The sequence below is a fragment of the Prevotella sp. PTAC genome (assembly GCF_013166535.1).
Lineage (GTDB): Bacteria > Bacteroidota > Bacteroidia > Bacteroidales > Bacteroidaceae > Prevotella.
This window is the reverse complement of the sequence record NZ_JABKKK010000022.1, coordinates 1-13,381: the sequence shown is the minus strand read 5'-3', so window position 1 is coordinate 13,381 and position 13,381 is coordinate 1. Positions and strand designations below refer to the sequence as shown.

The following is a 13,381-nucleotide window of genomic DNA, read 5'->3' as shown; positions in this document are numbered from 1 at the left end:
TGTTCCTTAATAAAAACATGTCGGAATATAAATCATTGGTTTACAAAATATTACAGTGTGGACTTTTGAGATATAACTAAATTTACCAGATTTTCGCTCGAAACGCCTTGCGGTCTTATGTTATATATAGGCGGCAAAAGGATCTGCCAATCGCCGTTACCTTCTGATATGTCATGCAAAGATAGCCATTTTCAGCGAATTGCGGGCTATGATTGCTCAAATTTATATTTCAATCCATATTCTTCCAGTTTATTATAGAGTGTTGTCCTGCCTATTCCAAGCAGTTCGGCGGCGACCTTGCGGTTCCCGTCAGCCTGCCTCAAAGCGCGTATAATCCGCTCTTTATCTTCCTCTTTGTTGCGCAGGGAGAAGCCGGTAACAGAGGTTGTTTCGGTTATTCCAAGTTCCAGATGCTCTTTCGTGACAAGTCCCGTCTGTGCCTGCAACACCGCGCCCATGACTTTCTGACGAAGCTCGCGCACGTTGCCCGGCCATGAATGGGTCAGCAACGCTTTCCGTGCTTCGGAGCTGAATCCGCTAACCTTGCACTCCAATTCATTATTGGCAATCTCGCGGAAAAACTCTGCCAGCGGCATGATGTCTTCCTGACAATCACGCAGCGGCGGAACGGTTATCTCGAAGTCGTGCAGACGGTACAGCAAGTCCTGCCGGAAACGCTTTTCATTGACCGCCTTTTCCAGATTCTCGTTGGTGGCAGCGATAATACGGACATTGAAACTTCTATCCGTCCTGTCACCAACGGGGCGGTATCGCCGCTCCTGTATGGCACGCAGAAGCATCTGTTGGGTTTCCGGTGCAAGGTTGCCCACTTCGTCCAAAAACAGCGTGCCGCCTTCGGCTTCATGGAAATACCCTTTCTTGGCACTGTCCGCACCGGTGAACGCCCCTCTGACGTGTCCGAAGAATGCCGACGGTGCAAGCTCTTTGGTGAGTGAACCGCAGTCCACAGCCACAAACGGTTTTCCTGCCCGCTTGCTCTTGTCGTGCAGTAGATGGGCGATATGCTCTTTGCCCGTACCGTTCTCCCCGAATATCAGCACGCTCATGTCGGTGGGGGCTACCAGCCTTATCCGCTTCATGATGGTTTGGAACGCCGAGCCATCACGCGAGAACAGGGGCATACGGCTTCGTCCGGTGTGCCGTTCTTTCAGTATGGTACAGAGCAGAGGTACGAGCTTGTCCTCCACGAGTTGTTTGGGTATGTAGTCCAGCGAACCGAGTTTCATGCTTTCCACCGCCGTATGCACTTCGGCATAGTCAGTCATGATAATGAACGGTTGCATCATGCCTTCCTTGCGCATCCAGCGCAACATGTCGATACCATTGCCGTCAGGTAGGCGCAGGTCTGAAACCACGATGTCCCCGTCTGCGGCTTGTTGCAGAAGTTTCCTCGCGGTCGAGAGGTGGAAAGCCTGCACGGTACGGAATCCCTCACGTGCCAGCAGGTTGCAGACAAACTCGCAATACACGATGTTGTCCTCCACCACGATGATTTTTGTCTTATCCATTTTCGTATTTTCTCCTTTCTTCTTTTGCCAGCCGGATGATTTCCGAACCCTTATCCAGCACGGATTTTATGGTATTGCCAATTGTTTTATCGTCAGGTGTGCCATCGCAATGAAGCAATTTGTATAGTTCCCTTAACGGCTGGTCGGCACGGAGTATCTCCCATGAACTTCGCAGGTGGTGTGTCAGGGCGTCCAGTTCCTGAAGGTCTTTCTTTAGACCCGCTTCCCTGATTGCCTGCATTTCCTTATCGGTTTCCGTTATCAGTTTCTCCAGCATGACGGATTCATTGCCGTAGGACAGCAGGGAGGTGAAATCCGGCTTTTCATTCAGTTTACCTTTCATGGCACATTTATTTGAAATCTCCATCAGTTCAGATATAGAGAACGGCTTGAACAGGCATTCTGTGAATCCATGTTCTATAAGTTCCTCTTTGCCGCAACTGCCCGAAGCGGTTGTCACGACTACCGGGATATCCCTTGAATTGCCAACGTTGGAAGTGCGCAACAGTTCCAGCAACTCGAAACCGTTTATATCCGGCATATTCAGATCCGTCAGAAGAAGGCTGTATTCCTTTTTTCGTATCAGTTCCATCAGTTCCGCAGCATCGGTACAGGTATCGCAGTGTATCCCTTCCTGTGCATACATTTCTTTCAGCATCAGGAGCAGCACTTCGTCATTGTCGATGGCAACCACATCGTGGAATGTATGGTTATGATGAACCTGTGCTTGATTTATCCGTTCCGGAATTTCCTCGGCTGTCTGCATGGGGATTTCCACAGTTAAACAGCTGCCTTTGCCTTTTTCGCTCTCCAGCCGGATTGTGCCGCCGAGCATTGTCACGATACGCTGCACGATGGACAATCCCAGCCCGAAGCCGTCTTTTGCAGCGGCGTTTGACAGACGTTCAAATGCACCGAATATACGTTGTTGCTCCTCTTCGGTCATGCCCGTCCCCGTATCTTCGACGATAAGTGTCAGCATCCCGTTAGTGTAATCCGTTGTCAGAGATACGCTGCCGTTCTCCGTGAACTTGATGGCGTTGGACAACAGATTATTTCCGATTTGCAGGATGCGTTCCTTATCAGTCAAAACAACCGTATCAGTTTGATTAATTATGGTAAGAGCCAGCCCCTTGTTCATAGCGGTTGGCATAAACTCCGTTTCAAGGATGTGCGTGATTGCCGAAATTTGGCAAGGAGAGAAATTCGGCTGCTCCTTGCCGTTGTCCAGACGGAAGAAACTTAGCAGCGTATTGAGCATTTCACGCATACGCTCAGAAGATTGCCGGATGTTTTGGATATACGCCCCGATTTTATCAACATCGCAATCTTTTTGCATCAGTCCGGCATAACCCGTTATTGCCGTCAGAGGCGTGCGCAATTCATGGGTGATGGTATGAACGGCTTTCTTGCGGGAAGCAATCAGTGCCTCGTTCTGTTCAACAGACTGTTGAAGTTGTCCGATTAAATCCGATGTTTTCAGTCGGTATCGTTTGATTCGGATGGCATCCCTATGTATAATTATGAACAATACGAGCAATAACAGAAGTATGGATAATGCCAGACTGCCAATTTGCCTGAACGACTTCTTACGCATGGTGGCTATCTCGGTTTCTCGTTCTTTCAGGTCGGTCTGAACATTGTTGTCGATATGACGGATAAGCCTACGTAATTGGCTGTTTAGGGCTGCATTATGTGCGGCAACGCTGTCGGTCTGTTCGCTAAGTATCCGGTTTTGAACCTTCTGTCCGGCAATCACATCGTTGTTCAGGGAATAGAGCATCGAGGTTGTTGCCGAGGGTTTTGTTTCCTCCTTTTTGCCGAAGATGCCCAAGAACCCCTTGCGTTTAGTCTTGCGGGGGCTTTCATTTGCGCTTTGACGGACTATGAACGGCACTTTATCGGCTATACGCCTATTGAGTGTCCTCTGACGGGAATGTATATCCGCCAGCTCCCTCATCTGTACTTCTTTGCTTGCCAATATGTCACGGATGCTGTCTATCCCGACACGTTCCGAACTGAACACCTCGCGGAAGACACACAGTGTACTGTCAATTACCATTCTTTGCTGATGGTATTGTTCCGCATCGCCCTCTTTCCATTCCGATACGGTTTCTCCCAGCAATGACAGCCCTGTAATCCGTATGTTCAGGCGGTTTATGTTTTTTCGCAACTCGATTGCGCTATGGTTCTCTTCCTCCGACAACGACAAGGTGTTTTGTTCGTTATGGTAGGTATAGGCTACCAGCAGTGACAGGATGAATATGGAAATGTAGCCTGCGGCTACCAGTATGCGGTAGTATCTCATAAGCCGTGTATATAATAATTGCTGAATCTCTCATTTGTCAGGAATATGCGTGCCGTCATAGCCGCATATTCCAAATCTTGCCGGAAACGCGCTCATGATTCACTGTTCCAGTATTTCATCCTTCTCTCGCACCATTCCTCATATCCCTCTTTTTTCAGTTCTCCAGGTGTCTTGAGAACCTGCTGGTTGCAGAAGTCGGAAAAATTACTTGCAGAGAGGAACCGGTTGCGTTCAGCCACTTCCTTCAGGGCAAGTTCCGGACGGTACGAAAGATCTTCCTTGATACGGCTTATGCGCTCCTGCCGGAGCCAGTCGGTCGCGGAACAGCCGTAATATTCTTCAAAACGGCTTCGGAAATGGGAATAGCTCATGCCACACATCCCTGCCAGCTCCTCTGCTGTAAAGGTGTGCCACTTATACATCTTCACTTTCAGGCGGAAGACCGCTTCTGCCAGTTCTTTCAGACGGCTTTCCGCATATTGCATTTCTGATTCCTTCAGAGGGCTGGAGATATGGCGGAGGGTGTCACGGCGCGCCCTGAAAAAGTAGTCGCACACCCGGTTGGTCACGCAGTTAAGATAGGAGCGTCCCCTCATGCAGCGGAGCAGGTCGCAGAAAAACATCAGTTCCGGTGTCCGGCACTCCGTTTCATAGACGGCTACGAGGTCATTGCACAGGTAGCAGAATGCAAAGTCTTCAGGCGAGCATGCCACAAGAGCTATGTAAGGCTTGTAGTCACGCATTTTCAATGTAGGCTGGACAGAAATGGATTTGAATGTGCTGACAATCAGGCGCAGCACCTCTGTATCATGGGCGAAACTCTCCATTTCGCGTACCATACGGCTTACGGAGTAACGTTTCTTTACAAGCTCTTCCGCCTTGTCCGCTATGCTGTGCAGGCTTACGGAGTGTATGGGATATATATCGGCTGTGTGCCGTAGCAGGGCTGTCAATCTCATTATGTTGTTTTTGCGGCAAATATCGGGTTTATAAAGTAACAAGCAGTTCCAAATCTTGCCGAAAATCCCAACACGGTCATATTTTTCCTTGCCGTTGCAACGCTTCCAAGAAAAAAACGGCAATGGTAGACACTACATACAGCGCAAGAACCCATGCACCGGATTTGCGTTGCACCGGACTTTCATCGTCATATCTGGCTATAATCCTGTCGTAACGTTTCCTGAAAAAGAACCGCCAGCTCAACAAGGCAATAATGCCGCCCTCGATAATATAATACTGAATATCGGAGGGATATGCGACAATGCCGTATCGGGTCAGCATCCCCCATACGGTCAATACGTTGGTACTCAGTATGACCGAGAACATAAGCATCCCCATAAACACGGCTCCTTCCGCCAGAGAGGAATGGAGCCATAGTCTATAAAACCGATAATACAGATAATCTATCATATCCTTCGGGTAACTATATCATGTTGAATATCACTTGGTCATTCCTGTAAGAAACTCCTGCGGATGCTGTTTGATGTATGTACCGATCATCGTGTAGAGTTGACGGTCATTCTTCATCAAGGCATAGTACTCATCATCGAAGGCATCAAAGAACTTCTCTTTATACCCGTGGGCGAATCCTTCCTTCGTTCCGTCCCATACCGATTGCAGTTCATCCCGGTTGGCGGCATATTGGTTGTTGGCTCGTTTCACGACATCAGCAATCCGGTCTGCTCCGAGCTTGACAAAGGTGTCCTCGGCTTTTTGCGCACGTTCGCCTCCTGAATTGTAGTAGTATTGGTTGAAACCTCCGTTGATGACCTCCGCATGCAGTTCCACCGCACACATTATGCTGTCGAATACTTCGCTCTCCATATCGCTTGCCAGTTCTCCGTCGATATATTTCCGGCAGAGTTTATCGGCAGGAAGACGCTCAATCAATTCTTTTGTTATCCGTTCGGGACATCTTATCCTAAACAGTTTCTTTATCCATTGCATCATTGATTTCGGTTTTTATTATTACTTGAACATATTTTTTTCATTACCGTGTAAAACATATTCTGGCCTTTTATCAAGCAGTATGAACTGCGGCAACTGTTGCGCCCGCTTCCACATTGCCGGATTGTAGGACCATAACACGGGAAGTTCCACTGGAGAATGCTGGAAGAAGTAACGCTTTGTTTCAAGACTTGGTAATATGGATATTATTGCTCCGTTGCCTTCCATACTCGGATGATAGCAGAAACGGAAACTCATATAGGCATATCCGGGGCTTCCTTTCCGGGCGTCAATTTCAAGAGACTCCACAATCGTGTCCTCTTGTGTTTCCTCACTGTCGCTACGCTCGTCTGCTTCGGGAAGACCGCTGTCGTTGTCAAGATTTAGTTCCGGGAAATTCAATATCCCATCCACGGTTGAAAGCATGACACAGGCATTATACCGCTCATGCTTCCTTATGGATTGATCCGGTACTGTGACGCGGAGCAGAACCCAGCAGGAATCCTCCTCAATCAAAGCTTTCTCTATAGCAAATCTGACCTGCGGACGTTCCAACGGACGCAATTTTCCGTGAATGATTCGATAAGCCCTGTCACAGCCTGAATTGTTCACTTCACTCAGACAAATCCGTGAATCCTGAGCAGCACCGGTTTTGCGGATTGTGGCACATCCCGCAAATGCCAACGATAATGCCGACATCATGGTCAGCAATATTATATTTCTAAAATGATTGTTATTCATTGTTTAATGGTTTGGTGAGAAACAGCATTAGCTGTTATCTCGACCTTGTTAGTTGCTTACTATATATTCTTAATGATTTCAATGTCTTGAATAGGTATATAACCTATATGGGCATTAAAAATGGAATTTATTCTACACCAGCCATTTACTATTTTACTTATAACAACAGGCATTCCAAAACTAACTGCTATGCCATCTTCTCCTTCGGTAATTTTTTCTCCATCAGGTAAAGAATAAATGTAGGAGCTGCATAGTATGGCACTATCTCCAACTTGTGGCGTAAAATTCGTCCTTTTAGCATTCGGGGGGCTCTGTAATATTATATTATACTGAGCTTCCATACATTTCGTAGATAGGAATAGGTATGCTTCAAAACAGTCATTACATTCATTCTCTTCAGGAAAATGCTCTATATGAAAACCCGGAGTGTCAGCATACAACTTTCCGTGAGTTTCATCTCCTCTATTATATACCCCATATATCAATCGCCCATTAGAATTATAATATGCGATACTGTGCAATGCACCCCCGTCAGCCCATCGCTTAAATACTTTCCTGATATTGTTATCGCTATCGAAATACATAGTGATCAATATATTGGCATTCTTAATATGACCATCATCTAAGATTTTGTATGAATGGATTTGATCAAATTCCATATATTCATCCTCTATTACTTTTCCTAAACTATCTAAAGGAACAAGGTATGCAATTCTCAAAGGCATTTTGTTTATTGCATCAATCTCTGTTTGAATAGTTTCCTTATAGTTTTGTGCAAAAGCAAAAGGTGAAAGCAAGAATAAAATATAAAGTATAATTACTCTTTTCATATTGCAACTAATGGTTAGCAGGGAACGGCTTGTCCGTTATCCTGCGTTGTTAGCTGTATTTTAGTCAAAAGTCATGTAACACAAACAGACTTTTAACAAGATAATTTTCTACTGTCCATACGGCATAATATCCGCCTGCACCGTCACTGTTCTGCGTGCTGATGAACAGTGAGTTTCCTTTACCCAATGCCACGACAACATTGTTTCGGCTCGGTTCGTATAGATGTGTTATGTATGCTGTTGGAAATTCCAATATTCCGGCAGGGTGCTTGACGGTGACAGATGCGTATTCTTCATGCGGAATATTATCATCTATGCCTGTCAAGTCAGAACAACCGTCAATACTCCGAACAAAGCCTGCTTCCAAATCATAAACAATGGCATGTTTTTGTGGATTAAACTTTTGGAAGATTATCTTTATGGTTAATGTGTCGTTGGCATATACAAGGCATTTATCTGTGCTTTGCGGCTGTTTCTTTAACTGTGGCAAATCTGCCAAATAACGGATGCGGCTTTTATGGATTTCTCCTGTATGGGTATTTCCATTCGGGCAAGTCTTGGTTATGCCCGTTTCTGCTCCATATTCTACGCTATGCCATTCTTTATGGCTCTTTTGTGCATCCCAATCGACAAACACATGATTATCCAATAATTTGCCTATTACTGTTCCACTTGTATCACGTACATTTACATATCCGTCCGCATCCTGAATGACACCGAAGAAACGCTGTTGTGCTTGTATAGGCAAGCAAAACAGAATTGCCGATATGTAGAAAATAATCTTTTTCATGCTTCTATTACAGCTAATGGGTTGCAGCTTGCCGCCGTTAGGCGGAACAGGTGCTTGTTAGCATCATTTTTAATCCAATTCTGCTCTTGAAAATAAATCCTGTATCAAAGTTTCATTTTCACAGGCGTTTTTGAAGGCTATGATAAATGTTTTCAATGCTTCTTTATCGTCAGAATATGCGCAAAACATATCGGCTTCGGGGTCAAACTGAACAATATCTATTAATTTAGGCTCCAATTCGTCTAAAAAAACTCGTGCCAAAGAAGCCCAGTCATAACCCGTTCCTTCAAAGCCTTCGTTTTCTCTTGTTTGAAAAATCTCATCCTTATACTCGCCAACATTCAAACAAACAGATACGCTGTTTTCATGCTCTACCCAAAAGAACGGTTTTATTTGTTCCTCAAAATTATTAGTGCCCATATTGTTCTAACTCATTAAAAAGCTCATCTCCATTTGCTTTAATGCCATCTCTAAATTTAGCAGGAATTTTACTGCCACAACGCTCAAACCAATCGTTAAAAACATTCTTCCATTCCTGAACTTTCTCTTTTTTGATTAGCAAATTAGCATCAACCGTAAATCTTTTAGCTAACATAACTAATATATCTATATGAGTTAAGACTGCTTGAGTTGGCTTATTAGCCGTTTTTAGCCATTCAATATTTTCGTCAATCTGCTTTAATGCCAAATTGATGTATCGAGCATTTTCTAATTCTGCCATTTCATTACCTTCTGGCGCTGTACTAAATATTTTCATTGTAATCCTATTTGTTTTTCGATGCTAATGGGATAGCAGGGAACGGCTTGCCGTTACCCTGCTTCGTTAACATCATATTGTACGCATTATTCAGCTTCGTTTGGGTTACCGACCAGTCTTTTCTCTACGACCCGAACAAGCTGATATTTGTATATGCTACCGTCTGCTGGTGGATTTGCCAAAGTTGTCTTATTGACACGCAAATCGTATTCATAGCCTTTCTCATATTCGAAGCCCTGAATACCGCAGAATGCCAAAGGACGATATTCATCCTCTCCCTGCTCCTTGACGAGCATACATTCTATCGGAAATTCTCCTTCCGAATCAAATAAATCATACATAATTCCAGTTTCAGAAGAAACATACATCGTTACTTCTTTTGTGATGTCCTTTGGCTCATCTTCATTCATGCAAGCTGTCAGCCCGAATATTGTAACAAAGGCTATCAGCAGCGTTACTAAATAAATTTTCGTTCTCATACTTATTAGTGTTATTGATGTTAATGGCTTGGCGGGGAACGGCGTTAGTCCGTTATCCCGGCTTGTTACCAATATTTTTTTAAGTATTAGCCAAAGATTTCTATTCCTAATTATTAAGAGCAATCTCTTTACCAACAAATATGGCATCACCACATTTCATATAGAAACCATTTTGACCGTTGTATTTCCTAAGAGCATAGGGATATGCAACAATTCCTTTTTGTGGCTTTATACTAATTTCACAACATCCATGTGATGTTTGGTAAAGCAAAAAAACTTTTTCCCCATGCCTTTTTAAAATGTCATATACCTTATTCTTCCATTCTTTTTCATCCTTATCTTCAATGTTATATGAATCAGCAATACGACCATTTCTTAAAAAATGGGAATCATTAACATCCGGCTTAGAGCGTAAGAACTGCATTTGTTCCCTTGCAATACTACCAAAATGGTAATATTCGCCATATTTTTTGTATCTCGTTTTTAATTCTTCCATTGTCATCAAATCAAAATTTACGATAGAGAAGAAAGAACTTGATGAATTTACAACAGACGTATATAGTCTTTTGCTAATGTCAGCTTCCAAAGAAGGAGAAATATCTAAAAAGAATATATTAGGATTGTACCCTCGTAATTCCTCACAAAATTGCTGCTCATCATTTTGAGTCATAAATAACTGAAAATCTCTACTTTTCTCCATTGTATTTAATTTTGATGATGATAAAATCTTTGGCTTACCTTATCGCACTGTTATTGGTAATGGTTCAGCAGGGAACGGCTTGTCCGTTATCCTGCGTTGTTAGCATTATTTTTTTGTTTCATCCATTGCAAAAGTAAATTTTCAATCTCTTTTGCACCTGTCTCCTTAGCCAAAGCAAGAGGGGTGCTGCCGTTACTATCTTTTATATCAAGGTCTGCATGATATTCTAAAAGCAACTTCACCAGTTCTATGTTATTATTGGCAATGGCTTCCATAATCGGATATACTCTATAGGTGTCGCATGGACTTTGGCAACCATTTACGTTAATGCCATGCTCCAGCAAGATATGGGCTAACTTTACGTTAGACAATCTGCAGGCGTATGTCAGGAGCGTAAGTCCATACTCATCGCTATATACTCTATCGTTTATGTCCTTGTATCTGGTAAGGGCATATTTTAGTACATCTTCTTTGTCAAAGTAGATTGCCGTATAGAGTATATCAAACTCGTAACAATCGTTACCCATTGCCATAGGTTCATCTTTTGCTGCCAGCAACTGTTTAATGGTTTCCATATCATTGTTGCGGCAAGCAACCCCTAACGGATAAAGCTGGTAGGTTGCATCCCGTATAGTATCTTGCAGCAATGTGCTTGCTTTCACGCTATCCAAACTACAAAAAAGCGTTGCAAGAAAAAGTAATGTCCTATTTACTATCTTCATACTTACTTTTTAAGTTGCACGTTAATGCTAATGGCTGACAAGGAGCTGCGTTAGCAGCTAACTTGGCTTGTTACCAATATAATTTACAGGGAAACAGATAGCCATTTTTGCTTCCATGAAGAATATCTTTTCTTAGAATCTAAAAGCCATTTGCCTTTTTTAAATAAGAATATGTATTGCTTCTTTTCCTGCATAGGCACTTCTCTGTATGTGTGAACTACAATTCTGTCCTTTCCTTCTTCTACGATATCGGTTATTTCCTCTTCATTAATATCATATTCATAAGAACCTTCATTGCCATAAGATATAGTAGTAGGTCTGCTATTCTTGCGTTCACGAGAAGTGCAGTAGTTCAAAAAGATTTTTGACACCAATTCTTTTTGCTTGTTAAACTGTTCTTCAAATGAAAGTTCATTCTGCTTTGCAATATCATTACACATCACTTCCCACTCGTGCATATTCTGCATGAATTGAAGCAATAAATTCTGTATAGTTTCTTTTAGTTCTGTTTCCATATCTGTTCTATATTATTGGTAATGGGATAGCGTGGAACGCTGTAAGGCGTTATCACGCTTCGTTAGCAATATTTTTACTTCTAAATTCTTTTAATTTCTTTTCAATAAAAGCAAAGTCATTGATTGCTTTAATCCCGTCTTTTGCTCTATCGTATTTTTGTCGCCATTTTCTAATGCCATACAGATAAAACTTTAATCCCTCTTCCGTTAAATCTCCAATTTTTATTTCAGTATTATCTGTAGGCTTTTCTCCTTTTTTTAGTATTTCTTTAGTTGTCAATCCATTATCTTGTAAGAAATGGATGATATTTTCAAAAAAGATAATTTGCTCTGTTTTGAATTTATCAGTTAAGGGTGGTATAGACTTCATTTGAGTAAACCATCCTAATTTTGATATTATCTCGTCTTTATCCATATTTCAAATTTTATTGCTAATGGGTTGGCGGGGAACGGCGTTAGTCCGTTATCCCGGCTTGTTATGAACTTACTTTACCTCTTGTGCCTTTTTATAATTTGCATAGCGAGCATTTAGAGTGTCCCGCCATTCTTGGCTTGGGCAAGAGTTTATTAACTGAATATACTTATTCTCATCATCAACGCAAACAGACTCTACAAGTTTTAATAAACTCCACTGCAAATCATAAAAAGCATTTTCAGGAAAGATTTGTACCAACACCATAGCTTCATCAAATGATATGGGAANTTGTATTTGTTCTAATAAGGCATCATAAGTATTTACTAATTCATCAATACTCTCTGTATCATTGATGCTTTCATTAGGCATACGACCCAAATCTTTCAACTGTAAAATTTCATTTCTCATATCGTGTACTCTAATTGTTCATAATGGCTTGACAAGGAGCTGCGTTTAGCAGCTAACTTGGCTTGTTATCAACATTTATAATTACTTACTCCCATATTATTTCACAAAGAGCCAGCTTGTTATCTTCATTACAGATAAATGCCCGGTTATTCCAAACATCTAACACTCGGAAAGCACTATATCCACGAGGCATAACGATGTCAACCAAGGTACAATCAGAAAGACGCAGTAGTTTTTGCTTGCCTTTCCACTCATCTGTTTTGAAAATGGAAGATAAAATTAGCCAAGTTCTATCCCCAGAGAATTTACCTCGCATCCCATGTTTTCCGGGCAAACGGCTTAAATTGTCTTTACCCCACAATTTCTTTTTAAACAAGCCGTTAAACTCTAACTCCATATACCAATAATATCCCATTCCAGCCAAACCTGCTGGATTAATTGTGCTACTTTCCAAAAAAGCATATAGATGTCCATCCTGTTCTTGAATAGAACCTATTAAAGGATAGTTGTAATTGAGAACTGCTTTGGAGAAATCTCCATTCGCTTTTGTCACCGAATCAAGATGTGCTTGCCGAGTTCCAGCTTTGCTATACACACAAGAACCTATGTCAGACCAACGGGCAGTCATTGTTGCAAAATTGACAGTCAAAGTTGTGAAACTGTTTGTTGCTTCTAAAACCCTATCTACTTTACATACAATAGGAAATACATCATGCTCTCCAGTAACAGCTATTGGCATAGGTATGCCTACAGCACACCAGTTATCCATAGAAATAGAAGTCCAATCACCATTTATTTCAGATAACCACCAAAGAGTTTTGCTGGCTCCACAAAGAAATAATATTCCGTTGTTGCAAGATAAAAGTACGGGGGCTTGCCAAATGTCTTGCACTTCTTGGGGTTTTGGACTGGGGGTAAATCGGGAAATATCTCCTTTTATCCATAGCACTCCTTTCGACTTTTGCTGTGAATGATAAACAGAGAATACAATTTCCTCTTCGCTACGAGCTATCATCTCTTTGCCGCCAAGTGGACTATATTTGAAAGAAGTGCCAGACAATTTTATTCCGTCAAACTCCCAATCTTTTATTATTTTCAGTTTCGCTTTCATGATTGAATTTCTGTTTTTGTTGATAATGGCTTGGCGGGGAACGGCGTTAGTCCGTTATCCCGGCTTGTTATGAACTTACTTTACCTCTTGTGCCTTTTTATAATTTGCATAGCGAGCATTTAGAGTGTC

General features: G+C 42.3%; 17 protein-coding genes. All 17 read right to left on the bottom strand.

Features of this window, described 5'->3' with window-relative positions; translation table 11 throughout:
- Positions 1–206 precede the first annotated feature (206 nt).
- The 17 genes from HPS53_RS12250 to HPS53_RS12170 all read right to left on the bottom strand — a co-directional run bounded on the left by HPS53_RS12250 (position 207) and on the right by HPS53_RS12170 (position 13,252).
- Positions 207–1,529 (bottom strand): sigma-54 dependent transcriptional regulator, encoded by a 1,323-nt coding sequence (locus HPS53_RS12250; protein ID WP_172206475.1) that lies wholly within the window; start codon positions 1,527–1,529, stop codon positions 207–209.
- On the bottom strand, positions 1,522–3,837 hold the full coding sequence (locus tag HPS53_RS12245) for an ATP-binding protein (protein WP_172206473.1): 2,316 nt from the start codon (positions 3,835–3,837) through the stop codon (positions 1,522–1,524). The genes HPS53_RS12250 and HPS53_RS12245 overlap by 8 nt, the downstream gene beginning before the upstream one ends.
- Positions 3,838–3,929: 92 nt before the next feature.
- Positions 3,930–4,796 carry a helix-turn-helix transcriptional regulator gene (locus tag HPS53_RS12240; RefSeq protein ID WP_172206471.1) on the bottom strand — a complete coding sequence of 289 codons (867 nt, stop codon included), beginning with the start codon at positions 4,794–4,796 and terminating at the stop codon, positions 3,930–3,932.
- Positions 4,797–4,872: 76 nt separating this feature from the next.
- The gene (locus HPS53_RS12235) at positions 4,873–5,247 is read right to left on the bottom strand and encodes a hypothetical protein (protein WP_065538018.1); all 375 of its coding nucleotides are present in this window, start codon (positions 5,245–5,247) and stop codon (positions 4,873–4,875) included.
- Positions 5,248–5,277: 30 nt separating this feature from the next.
- On the bottom strand, positions 5,278–5,787 hold the full coding sequence (locus tag HPS53_RS12230; protein WP_123400027.1) for a DUF4375 domain-containing protein: 510 nt from the start codon (positions 5,785–5,787) through the stop codon (positions 5,278–5,280).
- 18 nt (positions 5,788–5,805) lie between these two features.
- Positions 5,806–6,525 (bottom strand): hypothetical protein, encoded by a 720-nt coding sequence (locus HPS53_RS12225; protein WP_104369553.1) that lies wholly within the window; start codon positions 6,523–6,525, stop codon positions 5,806–5,808.
- A 59-nt stretch (positions 6,526–6,584) separates the two neighbouring features.
- A complete protein-coding gene (locus HPS53_RS12220; protein ID WP_123400029.1) occupies positions 6,585–7,355 on the bottom strand; it encodes a hypothetical protein in 771 nt (256 codons plus the stop codon).
- A 64-nt stretch (positions 7,356–7,419) separates the two neighbouring features.
- Complete coding sequence (locus HPS53_RS12215; protein WP_162223387.1) at positions 7,420–8,145, bottom strand: hypothetical protein; 726 nt, start codon at positions 8,143–8,145, stop codon at positions 7,420–7,422.
- A gap of 69 nt (positions 8,146–8,214) precedes the next feature.
- Entirely contained in the window at positions 8,215–8,565 is a 351-nt protein-coding gene (locus HPS53_RS12210; protein ID WP_123611171.1) for an immunity 51 family protein, read from the bottom strand.
- Entirely contained in the window at positions 8,555–8,902 is a 348-nt protein-coding gene (locus HPS53_RS12205) for a hypothetical protein (protein ID WP_068960257.1), read from the bottom strand. The genes HPS53_RS12210 and HPS53_RS12205 overlap by 11 nt, the downstream gene beginning before the upstream one ends.
- A gap of 86 nt (positions 8,903–8,988) precedes the next feature.
- Complete coding sequence (locus tag HPS53_RS12200; protein ID WP_123614542.1) at positions 8,989–9,381, bottom strand: DUF4377 domain-containing protein; 393 nt, start codon at positions 9,379–9,381, stop codon at positions 8,989–8,991.
- Positions 9,382–9,487: 106 nt separating this feature from the next.
- Positions 9,488–10,081, bottom strand: coding sequence for a hypothetical protein (locus HPS53_RS12195; RefSeq protein WP_007654014.1), 594 nt, complete (start codon positions 10,079–10,081; stop codon positions 9,488–9,490).
- A gap of 86 nt (positions 10,082–10,167) precedes the next feature.
- Positions 10,168–10,803 carry an ankyrin repeat domain-containing protein gene (locus HPS53_RS12190; protein WP_068960252.1) on the bottom strand — a complete coding sequence of 212 codons (636 nt, stop codon included), beginning with the start codon at positions 10,801–10,803 and terminating at the stop codon, positions 10,168–10,170.
- 83 nt (positions 10,804–10,886) lie between these two features.
- The gene (locus HPS53_RS12185; RefSeq protein WP_121737566.1) at positions 10,887–11,318 is read right to left on the bottom strand and encodes an NTF2 fold immunity protein; all 432 of its coding nucleotides are present in this window, start codon (positions 11,316–11,318) and stop codon (positions 10,887–10,889) included.
- A 52-nt stretch (positions 11,319–11,370) separates the two neighbouring features.
- Entirely contained in the window at positions 11,371–11,733 is a 363-nt protein-coding gene (locus HPS53_RS12180; RefSeq protein ID WP_118310483.1) for a cyclopropane-fatty-acyl-phospholipid synthase, read from the bottom strand.
- A 69-nt stretch (positions 11,734–11,802) separates the two neighbouring features.
- Positions 11,803–12,141: a hypothetical protein gene (locus HPS53_RS12175; protein WP_172206469.1), complete on the bottom strand. Its 339-nt coding sequence runs from the start codon at positions 12,139–12,141 to the stop codon at positions 11,803–11,805.
- Positions 12,142–12,226: 85 nt separating this feature from the next.
- A complete protein-coding gene (locus tag HPS53_RS12170) occupies positions 12,227–13,252 on the bottom strand; it encodes a hypothetical protein (protein WP_172206467.1) in 1,026 nt (341 codons plus the stop codon).
- Positions 13,253–13,381 lie beyond the last annotated feature (129 nt).